The sequence below is a fragment of the Streptomyces sp. NPDC017520 genome (assembly GCF_044329855.1).
In the GTDB taxonomy this organism is placed as follows: domain Bacteria; phylum Actinomycetota; class Actinomycetes; order Streptomycetales; family Streptomycetaceae; genus Streptomyces.
On the sequence record NZ_JBIRKB010000001.1, the window covers coordinates 264,718 to 286,159 of the forward strand.

Below are 21,442 nucleotides of genomic sequence, written 5' to 3' on the forward strand. Positions count from 1 at the left end.
GGGCGGGGCCGTCGCCGGGTGGGCTGTCGGCGGGCGCGCCCCCCCCGGCCGCGCCCCCCCCCCCCCCCCCCCCCCCCCCCCCCCCCACCGCCGTATCCGCTTACGGTCGTCCCGCTGCGACTCGCCATTTCAACGGCGGCCGCCCACAAGGGAGATCGGGGGTGTATTCGTGCGGATCGGACTGCTCACCGACGGTGGTTATCCATATACGACCGGTGAGTCCAGGCTCTGGTGCGAACGACTGGTGCGCGGGCTGCCGCAGCACGAGTTCGACCTGTTCGCCCTGAGCCGCTCCGCCCGCCAGGAGGACCAGGGCTGGGTCCGGCTGCCGCCCCAGGTCGGCCGGGTGCGCACCGCGCCGCTGTGGACCCCCGAGGACGGCACCCTGCGCGGCAGCGGCGAACGCGGCCTGCTGGCCCGGCTGGTGACCGGGGGCGAACAGTCCTACGGGCGGCGCGACCGCGGGCGGTTCACGGACCGCCTCACCGCCCTCGCCACCGCGATCTGCACCCCCGACGAGGCCGGTACGGGCGCGGGCGAGGGCCCCGGCGCCGAGCTGTTCGCCGAAGGGCTCTACGGCCTCGCCGAGCTGGCCCGCGAGCGCGGCGGACTCCATCTCGCCCTGCGCTCCGAGGGCACCGTCCGGATCCTGGAGGCCGCCGCCCGCGCCCGGGGCGCCGGCCGCATCGCGCAGAGCGCCACCGTCCCCGACCTCCTCGCCTTCGCCGCCGAGCTGGAACGCGCGCTGCGACCCCTCTCGCTGGACTGGTACGACCAGGAGAGCCTCGGAGCGGTCGACCTCTGCCATGCGGCCTCCGGTGGAGCGGTCGCGCTCCCGGGGCTCCTGGCCAAACGCTTCTTCGGGGTGCCGCTGCTGGTCACCGAGCACAACGTCCCGCTGCGCGCGCACTACCTGGCCGCCCGCGACACCCCGTACGGAACCCCTGTGCGCGCCCTCCTCGCCGGATTCCACGGTCGCCTCACCACCGAGGTCTACCGGCAGGCCGCGATGCTCACCCCCGGCAACACCCACGTCCGCCGCTGGCAGCAGCGCTGCGGAGCGGACCCCGCCAAGCAGCGCACGGTCTACCCGGGCATGGCGGCCGAGCGCTTCGGCCAGGTCGGCGAGGACGCCGAGCGCCCCGCCGCGGTCGGCGGGGGCGACGGCGCGGGCGGTCCCGACACGCTGGTCTGGGTCGGCCGGATCGAGCCCGCCAAGGACCTGATCGCCCTCCTCCACGCCTTCGCCGAGGTCCGCCGTGCCGAGCCCGGCGCCCGGCTGCGCGTCTTCGGCGCCCCGGCGGACGGCGACGGGGCCACCACCTACCTCGCCCACTGCACGGCCCTGGCCGCCCAGCTCTTCCCGGACGAGGCCGCCGGCGCGCACAGCGAGGGCGTCAGCCCGGTCACCTTCGAGGAGATCGGCGGCCCCGAGGTCCCCGACCTCGCCGAGGCCTACGGCGCGGGCGGCGTGATCGTGCTGTCCAGCGTCGTCGAGGGCTTCCCGGTCAGCCTCGTCGAAGCCATGTTCTGCGGCCGGGCCACCGTCTCCACCGACGTGGGAGCGGTCGTCGAAGTCATCGGCGGCACCGGCCTGGTGGTACCCCCGCGCAACCCCAAGGCGCTCGCCGACGCCTGCGTCGCACTGCTGCGCGACCCCGAGCGTCGAGCACGCCTGGGGGCCGCCGCAAGGGCCCGCGCGCTCGAACTCTTCACCGTCGAACAGGACCTCGCGGCATTTCGCGGCATTTACCTGGAGCTGATCTCGCACACCCCGGTGCGCCGCGAGGCCGACACGGTGGACGCCCACGGCGACCCGCTGCCCTTCGCCACCCCGCCGGAGGCCCGCCTCCTCGGCCACTGGACCCAGCCCGGGCCGCGCCTCCGTCCGCAGCCGGACCCGGAGCAGTCCGACGCCTCCGTGCCGGGCCGGGCGTCCGCGCCCGGGAGCCGGCTGCCGGCCCGGCCCGGGGAGCCCGAGCCGCAGCACACGCGGGAGCCGGAGCCCGAGGGCGTCTGCGTGATCGCGTCCGGACCGGCGGGGGACGGCGATGCGTGACCACCCGGCCTTGCGCGAAGCGGCCTTCGGTGAAGCGGCCTTGCGCGAACTGGCCTTGCAGCACCCGGCCTTCCACGAACTGGCCTTGCGCCGCCTGGCGTTGCGCGAACTGGCCTTGCGTGAACCGGCCTTGCACCGCCCGGCCTTCCACGAACTGGCCTTTCACGAAGCGGCCTTTCACGAAGCGGCCTTTCACGAAGCGAGCCTTCCCGCCCCGGATGCCGACCCGACCACGGAGACCCCCCGATGACCCGTCCGGACGACCCGGCGACCCCCGCTGCCGCCCCGGAGCGCCCCGCGCCCGTCCCGGAACGCCCCGCGGAGATCCGGCCCCGCACCACGGCGCGCCGGGCGCCGGACGGCGCCGCCCGGCGGGGCCCGGCCGACCCGGTGAAGTCCCTCCTGCACCACCATCGCGACCTGTGCGAACGGGCCGTGGACCCCCTGGAGATCGCCGCCGGACTGGAGGCGCACGGCCTTACCGACCGCACCGCCGCCCGCTACCGCCACCGGGACGTCTTCGCCCTCGCCGAGGAGCTGTACGCCCGCAGGCCGCCCCGTACGCCGGAGCGCGTCGCCGACGGGCGCCCCGGCCCCGGCCCCTACACCGACGCGCGGGCCGCGTGGACGCTCCTCGCCCTGCTCCCGGGCGCCGCCTGCCTGGCGACCGCCGGGGTGCTCCGGGTCACCGAGGGCGTCCTCGGTGACGGGACACGGGCCCTCGTCACCGTCGTCGGCGCCGTCCTGGCCTGCCTGGCGCTCCGGGCGTGCCTGGGCCGGGGCCCTCTGCGCGCCCCCGATGGAGCGGGCCGCGCCGGGATGTACGGCTGCTGGCTGCTGAGCTACGCGGTGTACGGCGAGGAACTGCTCGCCCAGGTCATGACCGGCGGCCCGGACGGTCCGTGGGACGGCACCCCGGCCCCGCTGCTCGGTCTCGCCGCCGCCGTCGCCCCGGCCGCCTGGTGCGCCCATCTCTTCACCGTCCACGCCCACCGCAGACTGGCCGGCAGCCGCGCCCTGGAGGAGTTCGGCGCGGGCGTGCGGCCCCTGCTCCTGGCGGCCGTCACCCTCTTCCTCGGTGCGCTGCTGCCTCTGCTGTACCTGGCCGGCCTCGGCCTCGGCGGCGGAACTCCCGTCGCGGCCGCCGCCCTCGGGGTCCTGTTCTTCGTGGCCCGGCTGCTCGCAGCGCACGGGCTGCCCGAACCGGGCACCGTCGCGCTCGCCGCCGCCTGCGCCGTCGAGGCCGGGGCCCCGGCCCTCGTCCTAGCCTCCCGGCTCCCCGGACTCGAACCCCTCGCCCGGCCCGTGAACGCCCTCGTCTCGGCGGGCGGGACCGGAGCCGTGTCGGCCCTCGCCTGCGGCGGGGCCGCCGTCGGCCTGCTCCTGCACGCGGCGTTCGCGCTCTCCCGCGCCTCCGCCCACACCCGGACCTGAGGCGGCCCCACCGACGTACCACCGCACGCCCCACCGACGTGCCACCGCACGACCCGCCCACGAACCACCGCGCGACCCGCCTACCGACCACCGCACCAGCCACTCCGCCCCACTCCACCCCACTCAGACCGTTCCACCGCTTCACCGGCCCACTCCCGCGGAGCCGACGCCGCGGGTTCGTCCAGCACCGCACGACCGATTCGATGACTGAGGAGAAACCAGCCATGACCCCCCAATCCCCCGCACCGGCAGTGAGCCGTCGGCACCGAGGCGGTGCGCGATGAGGGTGCTGCTGCTCGGAGCCAACGGATTCCTCGGCCGTTTCGTCGCCGACCGTCTGCTCGCCGATCCGGCCGTCCACCTCACGGCTCTGGGCCGCGGCGACGACGCCGACGTCCGGTTCGACCTCGCGGGCGGCAGCCCCGGGGCGCTCACCCGCTTCCTGGACGCCGTCCATCCCGGAGTCGTCGTCAACTGCGCGGGCGCCACGCGCGGCGGTGCACGCGACCTCACCCGGCACAACACCGTCGCCGTCGCCACCGTCTGCGAGGCCCTGCGCCGCAGCGGCTGCGGGGCGCGGCTCGTCCAGGTCGGCTGCGCCTCGGAGTACGGGCCCTCGCAGCCCGGGTCCTCCACCGCCGAGGACGCGGTCCCGCGCCCCGGCGGCCCGTACGGCGTCAGCAAGCTCGCCGCCACCGAACTGGTCCTCGGCTCCGGCCTCGACGCCGTCGTCCTGCGGGTCTTCTCGCCCGTCGGCCCCGGCACCCCCGCCGGCTCCCCGCTCGGCCGGCTCGCCGAGGCGATGCGCCGGGCCATGCAGTCCGGCGACGGCGAGCTGAAGCTCAGCGGCCTCGGCGTGCAGCGGGACTTCGTCGACGTACGGGACGTGGCGCGGGCCGTCCACGCCGCCTCGCTCTCCGCCGCCCAGGGCGTCGTCAACATCGGCACCGGGCGGGCCGTCCGCCTCCGCGACGCCGCCGCCGTCCTGGCGAGAGTCGCCGGGTACGCGGGCGCCCTCCACGAGCTGGACACGCCCCCCGCGCGCCTGCCCATCGGGGCTCCGCGCACCTCCGCCGAGTCCGTCATGGAGCACCTCGCCGCCACCCCGTCCCCGTACCCCGACGGCTGCGGCGCCTGGCAGCAGGCCGACGTCCGTACCGCGCGGGACCGGCTCGGCTGGCGGCCCCGGATCAATCTGGAGGAGTCCCTGGCGGACATCTGGATGGAGGCGGCGTGCCGTATCTGACCGCTCCCGCCGACGCGCGCCGCACCGCGGGCGGCGAACAGCTCGGCTTCGGCGTCCCCGGCTACGCCCACCCGCTGCTCGCCCCCGCCGAATGGGCCGAACTGGCCCGCCCCGGCACCCCGCTGCACTGGGCCGTCCTCAACATCGCGGACGGCCCCGGCTCCCGGCCCGACCCGCACTGCCTGGAGGCGGCGGGCAGGCTGCGCAACGCCCGCGAACGCGCCCTGCACGGCTGCTCCCCGGACGACACCGTCAGGGCCTCCGGCGGCAGGCTGCTCGGCCACCTCGACCTGGCCTGGGGCGAGCGGCCGTTCGAGGAGCTGATCGCGGACGCCCGGTCCTTCATCGACTGGTACCGGATCGGCGGCTTCTACCTCGCCCGCTGCCCCGCCGAACGGGCCGAGCTGCCGGCCGTCCGCAGGCTCACCGGTACGCTCCACGCCCTGCTGGCGGAGAGCGACAGCGCCGACGACGGGGGCCGCCTCGTGCTGGGCCACGGTACCCACCCGTATCCCGGTTACGCGGAGGCGGCCGACCAGCTGGTCACCTTCCAGGGCCCGTGGACCCACTACCGCTGGTCCCAGGTGGCCGAGTGGACGGCCGACTATCCGCCGGAGCGGTTCGCCCACCTCGTCCACGGGGTGCCGCGCACCCACCTGGAGGAGGCCATGCGCATCGCCCGCTGGCAGGGCGCCGGGACGATCTTCTTCACGGACCGGAACGACCGGAACGACCGGGACAACCAGAACGGCCGGGACGACCGAAGCGGACAAAGCGACCCATTCGCGGCGCTGCCCAGGTACTGGGACGAAATCGTCTCGCGGATCGGACCTGGTATCTCGGAATGAGGAGGGGCGTGGCAGTGTTACGGGGAGAACAACCGTACGTAGTCGACCGTAAGAAGTCGGTCTACGTAGAATCCGACCACCTGCATTGTTGAGGTTCCTGTGTCGCTGCCACCCCTGGTCGAGCCAGCTGCTGAGCTCACCGTCGACGAGGTCCGCAGGTACTCCCGCCACCTGATCATCCCGGATGTCGGGATGGACGGGCAGAAGCGCCTGAAGAACGCCAAGGTGCTGTGTGTCGGCGCCGGCGGCCTCGGCTCGCCGGCCCTGATGTATCTGGCCGCGGCCGGTGTCGGCACGCTCGGCATCGTGGAGTTCGACGAGGTCGACGAGTCGAACCTGCAGCGCCAGATCATCCACAGCCAGGCCGACATCGGCCGGTCCAAGGCCGAGTCCGCCAAGGACTCGGTGCTGGGCATCAATCCGTACGTCAACGTGGTCCTTCACGAAGAGCGGCTCGAAGCCGAGAACGTGATGGAGATCTTCGCGCAGTACGACCTGATCGTGGACGGCACGGACAACTTCGCCACCCGTTATCTCGTCAACGACGCCGCGGTGCTGCTGAACAAGCCGTACGTCTGGGGCTCGATCTACCGCTTCGACGGCCAGGCCTCCGTGTTCTGGTCCGAGCACGGGCCCTGCTACCGCTGCCTCTACCCGGAGCCCCCGCCGCCGGGCATGGTCCCCTCCTGCGCCGAGGGCGGCGTGCTGGGCGTGCTCTGCGCGTCCGTCGGTTCCATCCAGGTCACCGAGGCCATCAAGCTGCTCGCCGGGGTCGGCGACCCGCTGGTCGGCCGTCTGATGATCTACGACGCCCTGGAGATGCAGTACCGCCAGGTCAAGGTCCGCAAGGACCCCGACTGCGCGGTCTGCGGCGAGAACCCCACCGTCACCGAGCTCATCGACTACGAGGCCTTCTGCGGCGTCGTGTCCGAGGAGGCGCAGGAGGCGGCGCTCGGCGCGACGATCACTCCCAAGCAGCTCAAGGAGTGGATCGACGGCGACGAGAAGATCGAGATCATCGACGTCCGCGAGAAGAACGAGTACGAGATCGTCTCGATCCCCGGCGCGAAGCTGATCCCGAAGAACGAGTTCCTCATGGGCACCGCCCTCCAGGACCTCCCGCAGGACAAGCGCATCGTCCTGCACTGCAAGACGGGCGTCCGCAGCGCCGAGGTCCTCGCGGTCCTCAAGTCCGCGGGCTTCGCCGACGCGGTGCACGTCGGCGGCGGCGTGATCGGCTGGGTCAACCAGATCGAGCCCGGGAAGCCGGTGTACTAGAGCGTTCCGTACGACATCTGTACGGAAGGGGCCGGTCCGCGCACGCCGCGCGCGCCGGCCCCTTCCGTGTGCCCGGCCTCCCGGGCCCCTCCTGCGAACGGGCCCCTCCTGCGAACCAGCCCCTCCTGCGAACGGGTCGTGTCTGCGAACGGGTCGTGGCTACGAACAGGGTGTGGCTACGAACAGGTCGTGCCGTCCTTCGGGACCTTCCCGTCCAGGAAGTAGTCGTCGATCGTCGAGGTCACGCAGTCGTTGCCGCCGTAGGCCCCGTGCCCCTCGCCCTCGTTGGTCAGCAGGATACCGACGCCCTTGCCCAGCTCGTCCGCCATCCGCCGCGCCCCCTCGTACGGGGTCGCCGGGTCGCCGGTCGTCCCGACGACCAGGATCGGGCCCGCGCCCGGCGCGCTGGTCTCCGGCGTCACGCGCTCGCCCTCGACCGGCCACTGGGCGCACCAGCCCGCGGTGTCCCAGGCCAGGAACGGGCCGAAGACCGGTGACAGCTTCCGGAACTCCGGCAGCAGCGCACGGGCCTCGTCCACCGTGGGACGGGACGCCGAGTCGGCGCAGGAGATCGCCCGCTGCGAGTGGCTCTGGGTGTCGTAACGTCCCTGCTCGTCCCGGCCGTTGTACGAGTCGGCGAGCCGGAGCAGACCATTGCCCGTGCCGGCGTTCTCCGCCTCGTCGAGCGCGGCTGTCAGGGCGGGCCAGGCCGATGCGGAGTACAGCGGGGTGACGATGCCGGTGATGGCGAGCGACTCGCTCAGTTCACGGCCCGAGTCGGTCGGCAGCGGGCTCCGGTCTATGCGGGCCAGCAGCCGGGCGATGCGCTCGGAGCCCGCCTCCGGGTCCTGGCCGCGGTCCTTGAGGTAGTTCTCCAGGGCGCGCTGGAAGCCCGTGGTCTGGTTGCGGGCGTGCCCGGTCCCGTCGGCCGTCGGGTCGACGACCGCGTCCAGCACGGTACGTCCCACCTTGTGCGGGAAGAGGTGCGCGTACGTTCCGCCCAGCTCCGTACCGTAGGAGAAGCCGAAGTAGGACAGCTTCTCGTCGCCCAGGACCTCGCGGATCAGGTCCAGGTCGCGGGCGGCGTTGACCGTCCCGACGTGCGGCAGGACCGCGCCCGAGCGGCGCTCGCAGCCGGCCCCGAAGTCCGCGGCGTCCTCGATGAACGCGGTCTCCTCGGCCGCCGTGTCCGGAGTCAGGTCGACGCTCCGGTGGGCCTGCTCCTGCTCCTTGTCGGTGCGGCAGTGCACCCCGGAGCTGGCCGCGACCCCGCGCGGGTCGAAACTCACCAGGTCGTAGCGGGAGTTGAGCTTCGCGTACGCGTCTGCCGAGCGCGGCAGCATGCCGACGCCGGATCCGCCGGGCCCGCCGAAGTTGAACAGCAGTGAGCCGAGCCGCCGCCCCTTGTCGCGGGCCTCCTTGCGGACCAGCGCGACGGAGAGCGTCTCCCCCGACGGATCCGCGTAGTCCAGTGGTACGTCCACGCTCGCGCAACGCCAGGCGGAACCGGGGGCCTCACCACCCCGCGGGGCGGGGCAGCGCTTCCAGTCGAGGCGCTGCGAGGTGAGGGCGGAGGGCAGCTCCGGTGTCCTGGGGGAGTCCTTGAGGTCCGTCGGCGTGGGCGCGGCGGAGGTGCCGCCGGGGCGACCGTCGGCCGGCTCGCTCGCCTCCGGTTCCGAGCTCAACAGGCCGCAGCCGGCGAGCAGTCCCGCCGCGAGGAGGGCTGCTCCTGTCGAGACGGCGGCCCGCTGGGCACGACGGTGGGCACGCATGATCCGGCTTCCCTCCCCTGGGGGCGTGCTGCCCGAAGCCGGTGGTGACGCGTCGGGCGGCTGTGATGTGCGGCCATGCTAACCGCCTTGCACGACACGGGAGTCGGGGGTCAAAGTCACCCGCAGACGGTGCCGGACTTCGGCACCGTACCGTTCAACAGATAGCCGTCCACCGCCCGTTGCACACACGCGTTCTTGCTGTTGTACGCCCCGTGTCCCTCGCCCTCGTAGGTGAGCTCGACGCCGACGCCCTCGCCCAGCTTCTCCACCATCGCCTTCGCACCCGCGTAAGGGGTCGCCGGGTCACCGGTGTTGCCGATGACCAGGATCGGGGCGGATCCGGGGGCGCTGACATCCGGGGTCTTCCAGGCGCCCGCCACCGGCCAGCCGGTGCAGCTCATCAGGCCCCAGCCCAGGTAGTCCCCGAACAGCGGGGAGGCCTTGCGGAACGCGGGCAGCGCCGCCTTCGTCTGCTCCAGGGAGAACCGCTGGCTGCTGTCGGCGCAGTTGATGGAGATGTTGGCGGCGTTGGAGTTGTCGTACCGCCCGTCCTCCGAGCGGCCGTTCAGCGAGTCGGCCAGGGCGAGGAGCAGCCCGCCGTTCCCGGCGCCCGCCTCGTCCAGGCCCTGTTCCAGCAGCGGCCAGGTCTCCTTGGAGTACAGCGCGGACGCGATGCCGGTGGTGGCCAGCGTCTGCGTCAGCGCCCGGTCGCCGAGACCGTCGACGGGCTCCTTCTCCAGCTCGGCCAGCAGATCGGCGACGCCCTGCTCGACCTCCTGCTGGGTGGCCCCGGGCAGCGCGCAGTCCTCGCGCTCCGCGCAGTCCTTCGTGAAGTTGTCCAGGGCCAACTGGAAACCCTGGGCCTGGCCGATGGCGGACTGCTCGGCGTCCTTCGTCGGGTCGACCACCGCGTCGAAGACCGCCCGGCCGACCTTGTCGGGGAAGAGGTGGGCGTAGACGCCGCCCAGCTCGGTGCCGTACGAGATGCCGAAGTAGTGCAGCTTGTCGTCGCCCAGGACCTCGCGCATCAGGTCCATGTCGCGGGCGGCGTTGGTCGTGCCCACGAAGGGGAGTTCGGGGCCGGAGTTCTCCTCGCAGTCCGCGATGAAGTCCTTCTGCCCCTGGACGAACTGCTTCTCCTCGGCCGCGTCGTCCGGGGTGGAGTCCTCCTGGTAGAAGGCGTCGAGCTCGGCGTCGTCGGCGCACTCGACGCCCTCGCTGCGGCCGACCCCGCGCGGGTCGAAGCTCACCAGGTCGTACCGGGTGCGGAGCTTGTCGTACTCGGTGCCGAACGCGGGCAGCGTAGCGACGCCGGACGCGCCGGGTCCGCCGAAGTTGAACACCAGCGAGCCGATCCGCCGCTTTCGCTCCTTGGCCTTCGCCCGTACCAGCGCCAGTTCGATCGTGCGGCCGTCCGGCTCCGCGTAGTCGAGGGGTACGTCCATGAAGGAGCACTCCCACACCACGCCGCCGGGCAGCGGCGACGGCGACTCGCCGCCGCCCTGGGCCGAGTTCGGGGGCGGGCACGGGGACCATTCGAGCTGCTGCGAGGCCAGGTCGTCGGCGGTGGAGGACGGCGAGGCGGTCGAGGCCCCGGTGGGCGTCGAGGACCCCTCCCCGTCACCGTCGTCCGAACAGGCGGCCAGCGGCAGCAGCACGGTGGCGGTGGCGGCGAGGGCGGCGGCACGCAGGGCGGGGGAAGTCCTCATGCCCCCATCGTGCGGCGGGGCGCCGGGGAGCGCGGCCGGGCGCGGTCCATGCGGGTGGCGGGGGCCCGTCGCCCCCGCCGGGCCCACGCTCGGCCACAGCTCGCCCGCGGCGGCCCGGCGGAAGGTCGGCTCGCCCGGCCCGGGCCGCCGGCTACAGCTCGCCCTTGCGGGTGAGCTGGTTGAAGCAGATCCACCCCGGCAGCACCGGCAGCCACAGCGTCATCACGCGGTACAGCAGCACCGCGGGAGCCGCGACCTCGGCCGGCAGACCGACCGCGATCAGGCCCAGCGTCAGCGCGCCCTCGACCGCGCCCATCCCGCCCGGCGTCGGGGCCGCCGAGCCGATCGCGTTCCCCGCCAGGAAGACCACCGCGATGCTCGCGTAGCTCAGCTGGGGGACGCCCGGGCCGCTGAACGCCCGGATCGAGGCGTCCAGGCAGAGCACGAACAGGCCGGTCAGCAACAGCATGCCGCTGATGCCCGTCAGCAGCTTCTGCGGCCGCTGCACCACGTCCAGCATGCGCGGCACGACCCCGGCGAACAGCGAGCGCACCCGCGTCACCACGAACTTCCGCAGGAACGGGACCGCCGTCACCACCAGCACCAGCACCGCGACCGTCAGCAGACCGGCGATCACTGTCCGGGACGGGGTCAGCGAGTCCGGGGTCCGCTCCGTACCGGTGAGATACCCGAACAGCGCCAGCAGCATGATGTGGGCGCCGAGCCCGAAGAGCTGCGAGGCCCCCACGCTCGCCACCGCGAGCCCGGGGCGCACCCCGGCGCGCTGGAGGAAGCGGGTGTTCAGGGCCACGCCCCCGATGGCGGCCGGCGCGACGATCTTCACGAACGAGCCGGCCACCTGCGCCTGCACGGTCTTCGAGAACGGCACCCGCTCCGGCACGAAGCCCAGCAGGCTCATCGCCGCCGCCACGTAGCTCAGCGCCGAGAATCCGAGGGCGGCCGCCACCCAGCCCCACTCCGCCTGCTCCACGACCACCCCGAAGTTCGCCTGGGTGACCTGCGAGATCAGGAAGTACGCGGCGATGGCCCCGGCGATGAAGCTGAACAGGGTGCGCGGTTTGATGCGCTCCAGGCGGACCGGTTCGACCGGGGCCTGCGGGCGGATCAGCAGCACCTGACGCCGGATCTGGGCGAGCAGATCCTCCTCGCGGGCCTCCTCCAGCGCGTCGTCCATGGCGCGCTTCTCGGCCTGCTTCTCGGTGCGCAGCGACTTGCGCTCCGCCTTGTGGCCGGTTTTGTGGTCGGCTTTGGGACTCGTCCTGGGGCCCGCCTTCTGTCCGGTCTCCCGGTCCGCGCCGTGATCCGGGGACGCCCCGCCGGGGTCCGGGGACGCCCCGTCGGCGGACTGCGCCTTCGCCTGCTTGGCCGCCTGCGAGGCCTCCACCACCGCTTCCCGCTCGCGCTGCGAACGCTCGCGGGCGATCCGGCGCAGCGTCGCGCGGGTGGAGCGGCTCAGCGCGATCGGCTGGAGCAGCGGCAGACAGTCCGCCACCGCGTCCGGGCCCAGCACGGCCAGCGCCCCGGCGACCGACCGCTCGGCCCCCACCCGCAGCCCCAGCGTGGTCAGCAACTGGGCCACGTCCATCCGCAGCACCAGATCACCGGCGGCGATCTCACCGCCGCGCAGATCCGTCACGAACGCCCTGCCGGAACGATCCACCAGCAGCGCGTCACCGGTCAGCCTGCGGTGCGCGATCCGACGCGACTGGAGAGCCTTCACCTGACGCCAGGTGCCACGCACCAGATCGTCGGTGATCTCCTCGTCCTCCATCGAGTCCAGCGTCCGGCCGCCGATGTGCTCGTAGACGAGCATCACCGCGTCGGGACCCAGCTCCGAGGTGGCGATCAGCTTGGGCGCGTTCGCCCCGGCGGCGATGGCCGCGTACGCGAGGAGCGCCTCCTGCTCCAGCGCCTGGCGCAACGACTGGATCGAGCGCCGCTGGGTGATCCCGCGCAGCGTGAGCCGCCGCCAGGCCCGGTAGAAGAACCCCTGGGCCTGCTGTTCCCGGTCGACGACGGTGACGTCCAGCGGGGGGCCGTCCTCCAGGGTGACCAGATAGCGCCGTCCCCGGTCGCTCTGGTCGGCGTGGTCCGGGGCGTCCTCGGTGCGCATCGCCGCGACCGGGCGGAAGCCCACGTGCCGCAGCCCCGCCATCAGGTGCTGGCCGGTGGGGCGGACGTTCGGCGAGCCGACCGCGTAGAGCGTCCCGTACGCCACGGTCCAGCCGATCAGCACGGTGAGGATGATCGAGAACGGGGTGGTGTACCCGCCCACCAGCATCGCGAACGCGTCGAGCAGCAGCACCACCCACAGCACCACGCGCCAGCGCGGCCGCCGTGCCATCCCGACCGCCGTCATGTACGCGATGACCGGCGCGAGATAGCCGTGCACCGGGTCGGTCAAACCGCCGGCCGTCTGCGGCTGGGTCAGCGCGTCCTGGATGGTGCCGGGCGCGGACCGCGAGACCCAGAGGTCGGTGGCGAGCGTCACCCCGTGGGCGAGCACGGCCGCGAGCACCCCGTCCGCGATGCGCAGCCCGTCGCGTTTGATGAGGCGTTCGATGGCGAAGGCGACGGGCACCAGCAGCACGGCGATGCTGGACACCAGACCGGCGATCTTGATCAGCAGATCGGGCGCCTGTTCGGTGCCCTTGGAGATGTCGTCCTCCAGGCCGGTGGTGGTGCCATGGGCGAACGCGGCGATCGAGAACAGGACCGCGATCGCGAGCACCCCGATGAGCAGCCGCATCAGGTCGGAGGGGCGGTGCACCCGGGCGGGGAGCAGCGGCTCGTCGCCGGAGACGCGGTCGGTCAGGGCGCCCTCGGCCGAGGCCAGTGTCGAGCCGGCCAGATGTCCGGTGGTGAACGCCGTGGGGCCGTCGGCACGGGGCGCTCCGGAGGGTTCGGAATCACCCTGCGGGCGCTCCCCGGCATCGGAGGCGTCCGCCGCCTTCGGTGGCTGCACGCCCTGCTCCTTCATCGCCTCTGGTCCGTCTTCGTGTTCTGGTATCACCGGTCACCGCCCGCATGATGGTGGCACGGCCCGTAGTCGGAGGAGGGCATCAGGGTGCATCGCACGGGCGCGGGAAGCGCAACATACGCTCCTTTGCACCCGTGTGCACGCGGTGTGCCCGGACGGATACCGTTTCGGCCGGGCTGTCGGTGGCGTACGGCAGGATGGGACGGATGAGCCAGGACCAGACGGGCGAGGGCGGGTCCGGCACCGCCCCGGCCGGCGCCGAACTGCCGGAGTACGCGGAACGCGTCCTCGATGTGACCGACCTGATTCCGCCCGGCCGGGTGATGACGTACGGCGACATCGCGGAGTGGCTGGGCGAGGGGGGACCCCGCCAGGTCGGCCGGGTCATGGCGCTGTACGGATCGGCCGTGCCGTGGTGGCGCGTCGTCCGCTCCGACGGGACCCTGCTCCCCGCCCACGAGCTGCGGGCGCTGGACCACTACCGCGCCGAGGGCACCCCGCTGCGCGAGGCGTCGCACCGGGCGGAGGGGCACATTCCGCGCATCGACATGCGGCGCGCCCGCTGGGACGGCGGCGTGCGACCGGACGGCGGCGGCGGTGAGGGCGGAGAGACGGGAGCCGCGCCTCATGAAGGGCGCGGTGCGGGCGGTGACGCCCGTGGTGCGGGCGGCGACGCGCGTGGTGCTGGCGGTGACGCCCGTGGTGCGGGCCGTCGGGGCGAGAAAGCTCACACCTGACAGCTTCCGCCATCGACCCCCGGTGGATACGGCCCCACGCGGCAGCGCACGTGACGGCGGCAGCGCACGTGACGGCGGCAGGGCACGTGACGAGCGACGCGGCTCGGCCGCTGCCTCCCGTGCCGTCGCTGGCGTAGCGTCGTCATCGCGCGGCACGCTCCGCCCCTCCCCTCTTCCCCGTCCGCACCGACCCCGTCCCTCATCTTCCGTACACCCGCGTACACCCACCAGGACCGGCGATCCACGTGAGTTCCTCCTCCACCCGGCACAGTCCCCACCGTGAGTCACGGCCGCGGACCACGGGTGCGTACCGCCTGGTCCGCACCCCGCCGGGCTCCGTGGATCCCCCCTTCCTGGACGCAGCACAGCGCGCGGTGGTTGACCACCCGGGCGGCCCGCTGCTGGTCCTCGCCGGCCCCGGCACCGGAAAGACCACCACCCTCGTCGAATCCGTCGCCGCGCGGGTCGACCGGGGCGCCGACCCCGCCCGCATCCTCGTTCTCACCTTCAGCCGCAAGGCCGCCGTCGAGCTGCGTGACCGGATGGCCGCCCGCCTCGGGGCGGCCCGGGGCCCGCAGGCCACCACGTTCCACTCGTACTGCTATGCCCTGGTCCGGGCCCACCAGGACGCCGATCTGTTCGCCGATCCACTGCGCCTGCTGTCCGGGCCCGAACAGGACGTCACCGTCCGCGAGCTGCTCGCGGGCCAGCTCGACCTGGAGAAGGAGGGCCTGGCCCACGTCCGCTGGCCGGACGAGCTGCGGTCCTGCCTGACCACCCGCGGCTTCGCCGACGAGGTGCGCGCCGTGCTCGCCCGCAGCCGTGAACTGGGCCTCGGCCCGGACGCGCTGGCCGCCTTCGCCCGTCGCACCGGCCGCCCGGACTGGAGGGCGGCGGCCCAGTTCCTCGCCGAGTACCTCGACATCCTCGACGCCCAGGGCGTCCTGGACTACGCCGAGCTGGTGCACCGCGCGGTCCTGCTCGCCGAGCGCCCCGAGGTGGCGGAGCGGCTGGCCGGGAGCTACGACGCGGTGTACGTCGACGAGTACCAGGACACCGACCCGTCCCAGGTGCGCCTGCTGCACGCGCTGGCGGGCAACCGGGGGCGCGCGCCGGGGTACGCCGAGGAGCGCGGGGCGGCAGAGCGCGGCGGGCGGACGCTGATCGCCTTCGGCGACCCCGACCAGTCGATCTACACGTTCCGGGGCGCCGACGTGAACGGCATCCTCGACTTCCCGGACACCTTCCGCCGGGCGGACGGGGGCCCCGCGCCCGTGGGCGTCCTCACCACCTCCCGCCGCTCCGGGGCCGGACTTCTCGCGGCGACCCGGCTGCTCACCCGCCGGATGCCGCTGACCCGGCTGCCCGCCGACCTGGTCCGCGCCCACCGCGACCCGGCCGCCGTCCGGGACGGCGGCCAGGTCGAGACGTACACCTACCCGACCGCGTCCACAGAGCTGGAGAACATCGCGGACCTGCTGCGCCGCGCCCACCTGGAGGACGGGGTGCCGTGGCAGGAGATGGCCGTGCTGGTACGGGCCGGAGGCCGCTCGCTGCCCGCCGTCCGCCGCGCCCTCACCTCCGCCGGGGTCCCCCTGGAGGTCGACGGCGACGACCTCCCGCTGCGCCACGAACCGGCCGTCGCCCCCCTGCTGACGGCGCTGCGGACGGTGGCCGCGGCCGCACTGCGCACCGCCCGCGCCGACGAGGGGTCGTACGCCGCCCGCGACACCGCCCGCGCCGACGAGGAGCCGCACACCGCCCGCGACACCGCCCGCGCCGACGAGGAGCCGCACGCCGCCCGCGACACCGCCCGCGCCGACGAGGAGCAGGACGAAGCGGCGGCCCCCTGGCTCGACTCCGAGACCGCCCTCACCCTCCTCACCTCCCCGCTCGGCTCCATGGACGCCGCCGACCTGCGCCGCCTCGGCCGGGCCCTGCGCGACGAGGAGCGCGCTGCCGGGATCCGGGTCCCCGCGCCCTCCGACGCCCTGCTGGCCCGCGCCCTCGCCGAGCCCGAACGGCTCGTGACGCACGACCCGGCGTACGCCCACGGCGCGCAGCGCCTCGGCGCGCTCCTGCGCAAGGCCCGCGAACTCCTCGAAGGCGGCGGCACCGCCGAGGAGGCCCTGTGGACCCTGTGGAACGGCACCCCCTGGCCCGGCAGGCTGGAGCGGGCCGCGCTGCGCGGCGGGGCCGGCGGGCGCAACGCCGACCGCGATCTCGACGCGGTGTGCGCCCTGTTCGAGACGGCCGCCCGCGCCGAGGAGCGCACCGGCGGGCGCGGGGCCCTCAACTTCCTCGAAGAGGTCGACGCCCAGGACATCGCCGCGGACACCCTCTCGCGGCGGACCGCCCGCCCCGACGCCGTACGCCTGATGACCGCCCACCGTTCCAAGGGCCTGGAGTGGCGGCTCGTCGTGGTCGCCGGGGTCCAGGAGGGCGTCTGGCCCGACCTGCGCCGCCGGGGCTCGCTCCTGGAGGCCGACCGGATCGGCCGTGACGGACTCGCCGAACCCCTCACGCCCGGGGCCCTCCTCGCCGAGGAGCGCCGGCTCTTCTACGTCGCCGCCACCCGCGCCCGCGACCGCCTCGTCGTCACCGCGGTGAAGGCCCCCGCCGACGACGGCGACCAGCCCTCCCGCTTCCTGACCGAACTGGGCGTCGAACCCCGCGACGTCACCGGCCGCCCGCGCCGCCCCCTCGCCGTCGCCGCGCTCGTCGCCGAGCTGCGCTCCACCACGGTCGACCCGGCCGCCTCCGACGCGCTGCGCGAGGCCGCCGCCCACCGCCTCGCCCGGCTCGCCGCGCTCACCGACGACGAGGGGCAGCCGCTGGTGCCCGCGGCCCACCCGTACCGCTGGTGGGGCCTGGAGGAGCCGACCCGCTCCGCCGTCCCCCTCCGCGACCGCGACCAGCCCGTCACCCTCTCCGGCAGCGCGCTGGACCAGCTCGCCAACACCTGCGCCCTCCAGTGGTTCCTCGGCCGCGAGGTGAAGGCCGACGCCCCGGCCACCGCCGCCCAGGGGTTCGGCAACGTCGTCCACGTACTCGCCGACGAGGTCGCCTCCTCCCGGACCCCCGCCGACCTGGACGTCCTCATGGAACGCCTGGACTCCGTGTGGAACGGCCTCGCCTTCGACGCCCCCTGGAAGTCCGAACAGGAGAAGGACCACGCCCGTGCCGCCCTGGAACGCTTCCTGCACTGGCACGTCCTGGACCGGGGCGGCCGCACACCCACCGCGAGCGAGCACGACTTCGACGTGACCCTGGAGGCGGGCGAGTACGCCGTCCGCATCCGGGGCTCGATGGACCGGGTCGAACAGGACGCGGAGGGCCGGGCGTACGTCGTCGACTTCAAGACCGGCAAGGGCGCGCCCACCAAGGACGAGGTCGCCGCCCACCCCCAGCTCGCCGTCTACCAGCTCGCCGTCCGCGAGGGCGCGGTCGACGAGGTCTTCGACGGCCGGCGGCCGGAGCCGGGCGGCGCCGAGCTGGTCCAGCTCCGCCAGCCCGCGCCCAAGAAGGAGGGCGGCGACGCCTTCCCCAAGGTCCAGGCCCAGGAGCCGCTGGCGGGGGAGTGGGTCTCCGGCCTGCTCGCCACCGCCGCGGGGAAGGTCCTGGACGAACGCTTCACGCCCACCACCGGCGCCCACTGCGCCCACTGCGCCTTCCGCGCCTCGTGCAGCGCGCAGCCGGAGGGCCGGCAGGTGGTGGAGTAGGGCCGGGGGTGGCGTCGGGCCTTTCGCGGGCATCGGCCCGGGTTGTCAGTGGCTCCGGTTACCGTTTCTCACGTGTCCCCACGCATCACCGATCCCGAGCAGCTCAAGGAGCTCCTCGGGATCCCGTTCACCCCGGAGCAGACGGCCTGCATCACCGCGCCGCCCGCCCCGCAGGTGATCGTGGCCGGGGCCGGGTCGGGCAAGACCACGGTGATGGCCGCCCGCGTGGTCTGGCTCGTCGGCACCGGCCAGGTCGCGCCGGAGCAGGTCCTCGGCCTCACCTTCACCAACAAGGCGGCGGGCGAGCTGGCCGAGCGCGTCCGCAGGGCGCTCATCGCCGCCGGGGTCACCGACCCCGACGTCATCGACCCGGACAACCCCCCGGGCGAACCCACCATCTCCACCTACCACGCCTTCGCCGGCCGTCTCCTCACCGAGCACGGCCTGCGCATCGGCCTGGAGCCGACCACCCGCCTCCTCGCCGACGCCACCCGCTACCAGCTCGCCGCGAAGGTGCTGCGCGAGGCCCCGGGCCCCTATCCAGCGCTCACCCGGTCCTTCCCCACCCTGGTCAGCGATCTCCTGGCGCTCGACGGGGAGCTGTCCGAACACCTCGTACGGCCCGGCGCGCTGCACCGTCACGACACCGAGCTGCTGAGCGCCCTGGAGCACACGAAACTCAGCAACGCCGACCTCCGCAAGATCCCCGAGACCGCCGAGGCCCGCCGCTCCCTCCTCGGTCTCACCGAGCGCTACCGAACCGCCAAGCGCAGCCGGGACCTGCTGGACTTCGGCGACCAGATCGCCCTCTCCGCCGAGCTGGCCCTGACCCGGCCCGAGGTCGGGAAGATCCTGCGCGAGGAGTTCCGGGTGGTCCTGCTCGACGAGTACCAGGACACGTCGGTGGCCCAGCGGCTGCTGCTCTCCGCGCTGTTCGGAGCCGGTACGGAGCCCGGGGAGGGCGGCCACGCGCCCACCGGCCACGCGCCCACCGGCCACGCGGTCACCGCCGTGGGCGACCCCTGCCAGGCGATCTACGGCTGGCGCGGCGCGTCCGTCGCCAACCTCGACGACTTCCCCGAGCACTTCCCGCACGCCGACGGCACCCCCGCCACCCGCTACAGCCTCAGCGAGAACCGGCGCAGCGGCGGCCGGCTCCTCCAGCTGGCCAACAGCCTCGCCGAACCCCTGCGGGCGATGCACGAGGGCGTCGAGGCGCTGCGCCCCGCACCGGGAGCCGAGCGGGACGGCATGGTCCGCTGCGCCCTGCTGACCACGCACACCGAGGAGATCGACTGGCTCGCCGACTCCCTCGCCCACCTCGTGCGCACCGGCACCCCGCCGGGCGAGATCGCCGTCCTGTGCCGCACCGCGGGGGACTTCCCCGAGATCCAGGCAGCGCTGGTCGCCCGGGACATCCCGGTCGAGGTCGTCGGCCTCGCCGGGCTGCTCCACCTGCCCGAGGTGGCGGACCTGGTCGCCGTCTGCGAGGTCCTCCAGGACCCGGGGGCCAACGCCTCCCTGGTCCGCCTCCTCACCGGACCGCGCTGGCGCATCGGCCCCCGCGACCTCGCGCTCCTGGGCCGCCGCGCCCGCCTCCTCGTGCACCGGGCCGGCCACAAGGACGACGCCGACGCGGACCAGCGGCTCGCGGACGCGGTCGAGGGCACGGATCCGGCCGAGGTGATATCGCTCGCGGACGCGCTGGACACCTTCCTGGTCGTGGGGGACGCGGCCGACGACGGGCTGCCGTTCTCCGCCGAGGCCCGCGTCCGCTTCGCCCGCCTCGCCCGGGAGCTGCGCGACCTTCGCCGCTCGCTCGCGGACCCCCTGATGGACGTCCTGCACCGGGTCCTGGCCACCACCGGCCTTGAGGTCGAGCTGTCCGCGTCCCCGCAGGCGCTGGCCGCCCGCCGCCGGGAGACCCTCGCCAACTTCCTGGACACGGCGGCCCGGTTCGCCTCCCTGGACGGCGAGGCGACCCTGCTCGCCTTCCTCGGCTTCCTGCGGACCGCCGCGCGGTACGAGAAGGGCCTCGACAACGCGCTGCCCGGCGGCGAGAACACCGTCAAGGTCCTCACCGCCCACAAGTCCAAGGGCCTGGAGTGGGACGTCGTCGCCGTACCCGGACTGGTCACGGGCCAGTTCCCGAGCGACCGGGCCCGGGAGGCGTGGACCGCCCAGCCCCAGGTGCTCCCGCACGCCCTGCGCGGCGACGCGGAGACGCTCCCGGCCCTCGACACGCACGACGGCCTCGACGCCAAGGGGGTCAAGGCGTTCAAGGCGGAGATGAAGGAGCACCAGCACACGGAGGAGCTGCGCCTCGGTTACGTCACCTTCACCCGCCCCCGCTCCCTGCTCCTCGGCTCCGGCCACTGGTGGGGCCCGTCCCAGAAGAGGACGCTCGGCCCGTCCGCCTTCCTCGACGCGCTGTACGAGCACTGCGCGGCGGGCCACGGCGAGATCGAGGCATGGGCGGACGAGCCCGCCGACGACGAGGAGAATCCGGCCCTCGCGGACCGGGACGCCGACCTGGCCTGGCCGCTCCCGCTGGACGCCGACGCCCTCGCCCGCCGCCGCGCCGCCCGGGACACGGTGCTGGCCCACCTGGAGCGGCTGGCCACCGGTGAGCCTGCGCACGAGCCCGATGACACACCGGTCGACGACGGACTGTTCGACGAGGAACTGTTCGGGACGGAGCCGGTCGGCACGGAGCCGGTCGACGAGCAGCCGGTCGACGAGGAGTGGGACTGGGACGCGCTCCCCACCGAACGCCCCCCGAGCGCACCCGGGACGGCGCCGGACCCGGCACCTGACACCGCACCGCCCCCGGCACCTGACACCGCACCGCCCCCGGCACCTGACACCGCACCGCACACGCCCCCGCACATCCCGGCCGCCCGCCACCCCCAGGAAGCCGGTCCCGCGGAACGGCTCACCCCCGAGGAGGCCCGCACCCTCGCCTCCTGGGACCGGGACCTGGACTCCCTGGCCGGGGAGCTGCGCCGCGCCCGCGCCACCGTGCGCGAGGTCCTCGTGCCCGCCGCGCTCTCCGCCACCCAGCTGCTGCGCCTGGCCGAGGACCCCGACGCCTTCGCCCGGGAGCTGGCCCGTCCCATGCCCCGCCCGCCCCAGCCCGCCGCCCGCCGGGGCACCCGGTTCCACGCCTGGGTGGAGTCGCGGTACGAGGAACTGCCGCTGCCCATGCTCGGCCCCGACGAACTGCCCGGGGGCGAAGAGAGCGACGCGGAGATCGCCGACGAGCGGGACCTCGCCGAGCTGAAGGAGGCGTTCGAGCGCACCACGTACGCCCGGCGCACGCCGTACCGGGTGGAGACCCCGTTCCAGATCACCCTGGCGGGCCGCGTGATCCGGGGCCGGATCGACGCCGTCTACCGCACGGGCGACCGGTACGAGATCGTCGACTGGAAGACCACCCGCCACCGCACCGCCGACCCGCTCCAGCTCGCCGTCTACCGGCTGGCCTGGGCCGAACTGCACGACCTGCCGCTCGAAGAGGTCACCGCCACCTTCCTCTACGTACGCAGCGGGGAGACCGTGCACCCGCAGGACCTGCCCGGCCGGGCAGAGCTGGAGCGGATCCTGCTGGACGAGCCGGCCCCCTAGGGAGTGTCC

At 74.2% G+C, this 21,442-nt stretch carries 12 protein-coding genes; 9 read left to right on the plus strand and 3 right to left on the minus strand.

What is annotated here, in order from left to right; translation table 11 throughout:
• Positions 1–169: 169 nt before the first annotated feature.
• The 6 genes from ACH4KB_RS01235 to moeZ all read left to right on the plus strand — a co-directional run bounded on the left by ACH4KB_RS01235 (position 170) and on the right by moeZ (position 6,865).
• Complete coding sequence (locus ACH4KB_RS01235; protein WP_398062427.1) at positions 170–2,059, plus strand: DUF3492 domain-containing protein; 1,890 nt, start codon at positions 170–172, stop codon at positions 2,057–2,059.
• Positions 2,052–2,309: a hypothetical protein gene (locus ACH4KB_RS01240; protein WP_398062429.1), complete on the plus strand. Its 258-nt coding sequence runs from the start codon at positions 2,052–2,054 to the stop codon at positions 2,307–2,309. The genes ACH4KB_RS01235 and ACH4KB_RS01240 overlap by 8 nt, the downstream gene beginning before the upstream one ends.
• Positions 2,306–3,493 (plus strand): hypothetical protein, encoded by a 1,188-nt coding sequence (locus ACH4KB_RS01245; RefSeq protein ID WP_398062431.1) that lies wholly within the window; start codon positions 2,306–2,308, stop codon positions 3,491–3,493. Before ACH4KB_RS01240 ends, ACH4KB_RS01245 begins: the two co-directional genes overlap by 4 nt.
• A 280-nt stretch (positions 3,494–3,773) precedes the next feature.
• A complete protein-coding gene (locus ACH4KB_RS01250; RefSeq protein WP_003966459.1) occupies positions 3,774–4,739 on the plus strand; it encodes an NAD(P)-dependent oxidoreductase in 966 nt (321 codons plus the stop codon).
• Complete coding sequence (locus tag ACH4KB_RS01255) at positions 4,727–5,587, plus strand: spherulation-specific family 4 protein (protein ID WP_398062434.1); 861 nt, start codon at positions 4,727–4,729, stop codon at positions 5,585–5,587. The genes ACH4KB_RS01250 and ACH4KB_RS01255 overlap by 13 nt, the downstream gene beginning before the upstream one ends.
• Before the next feature lie 99 nt (positions 5,588–5,686).
• Complete coding sequence (moeZ, locus tag ACH4KB_RS01260; RefSeq protein ID WP_397921568.1) at positions 5,687–6,865, plus strand: adenylyltransferase/sulfurtransferase MoeZ; 1,179 nt, start codon at positions 5,687–5,689, stop codon at positions 6,863–6,865.
• Positions 6,866–7,041: 176 nt separating this feature from the next.
• Here moeZ and ACH4KB_RS01265 read toward each other — a convergent pair whose 3' ends face one another.
• From ACH4KB_RS01265 to ACH4KB_RS01275, 3 genes are all read right to left on the minus strand, one after another.
• On the minus strand, positions 7,042–8,637 hold the full coding sequence (locus ACH4KB_RS01265; RefSeq protein WP_398062436.1) for an alpha/beta hydrolase: 1,596 nt from the start codon (positions 8,635–8,637) through the stop codon (positions 7,042–7,044).
• A 116-nt stretch (positions 8,638–8,753) separates the two neighbouring features.
• On the minus strand, positions 8,754–10,346 hold the full coding sequence (locus ACH4KB_RS01270; protein WP_398062438.1) for an alpha/beta hydrolase: 1,593 nt from the start codon (positions 10,344–10,346) through the stop codon (positions 8,754–8,756).
• Between the two features lie 151 nt (positions 10,347–10,497).
• The gene (locus tag ACH4KB_RS01275) at positions 10,498–13,332 is read right to left on the minus strand and encodes a lysylphosphatidylglycerol synthase domain-containing protein (protein WP_398062440.1); all 2,835 of its coding nucleotides are present in this window, start codon (positions 13,330–13,332) and stop codon (positions 10,498–10,500) included.
• A gap of 221 nt (positions 13,333–13,553) precedes the next feature.
• Here ACH4KB_RS01275 and ACH4KB_RS01280 point away from each other — a divergent pair, with 221 nt between their 5' ends.
• The 3 genes from ACH4KB_RS01280 to ACH4KB_RS01290 all read left to right on the plus strand — a co-directional run bounded on the left by ACH4KB_RS01280 (position 13,554) and on the right by ACH4KB_RS01290 (position 21,433).
• Positions 13,554–14,084, plus strand: coding sequence for an MGMT family protein (locus ACH4KB_RS01280; protein ID WP_398062442.1), 531 nt, complete (start codon positions 13,554–13,556; stop codon positions 14,082–14,084).
• A 245-nt stretch (positions 14,085–14,329) separates the two neighbouring features.
• Positions 14,330–17,806, plus strand: coding sequence for an ATP-dependent helicase (locus ACH4KB_RS01285; protein WP_398062444.1), 3,477 nt, complete (start codon positions 14,330–14,332; stop codon positions 17,804–17,806).
• Between the two features lie 72 nt (positions 17,807–17,878).
• Positions 17,879–21,433 carry a UvrD-helicase domain-containing protein gene (locus ACH4KB_RS01290; protein WP_398062445.1) on the plus strand — a complete coding sequence of 1,185 codons (3,555 nt, stop codon included), beginning with the start codon at positions 17,879–17,881 and terminating at the stop codon, positions 21,431–21,433.
• The last annotated feature ends 9 nt before the right edge of the window (positions 21,434–21,442 follow it).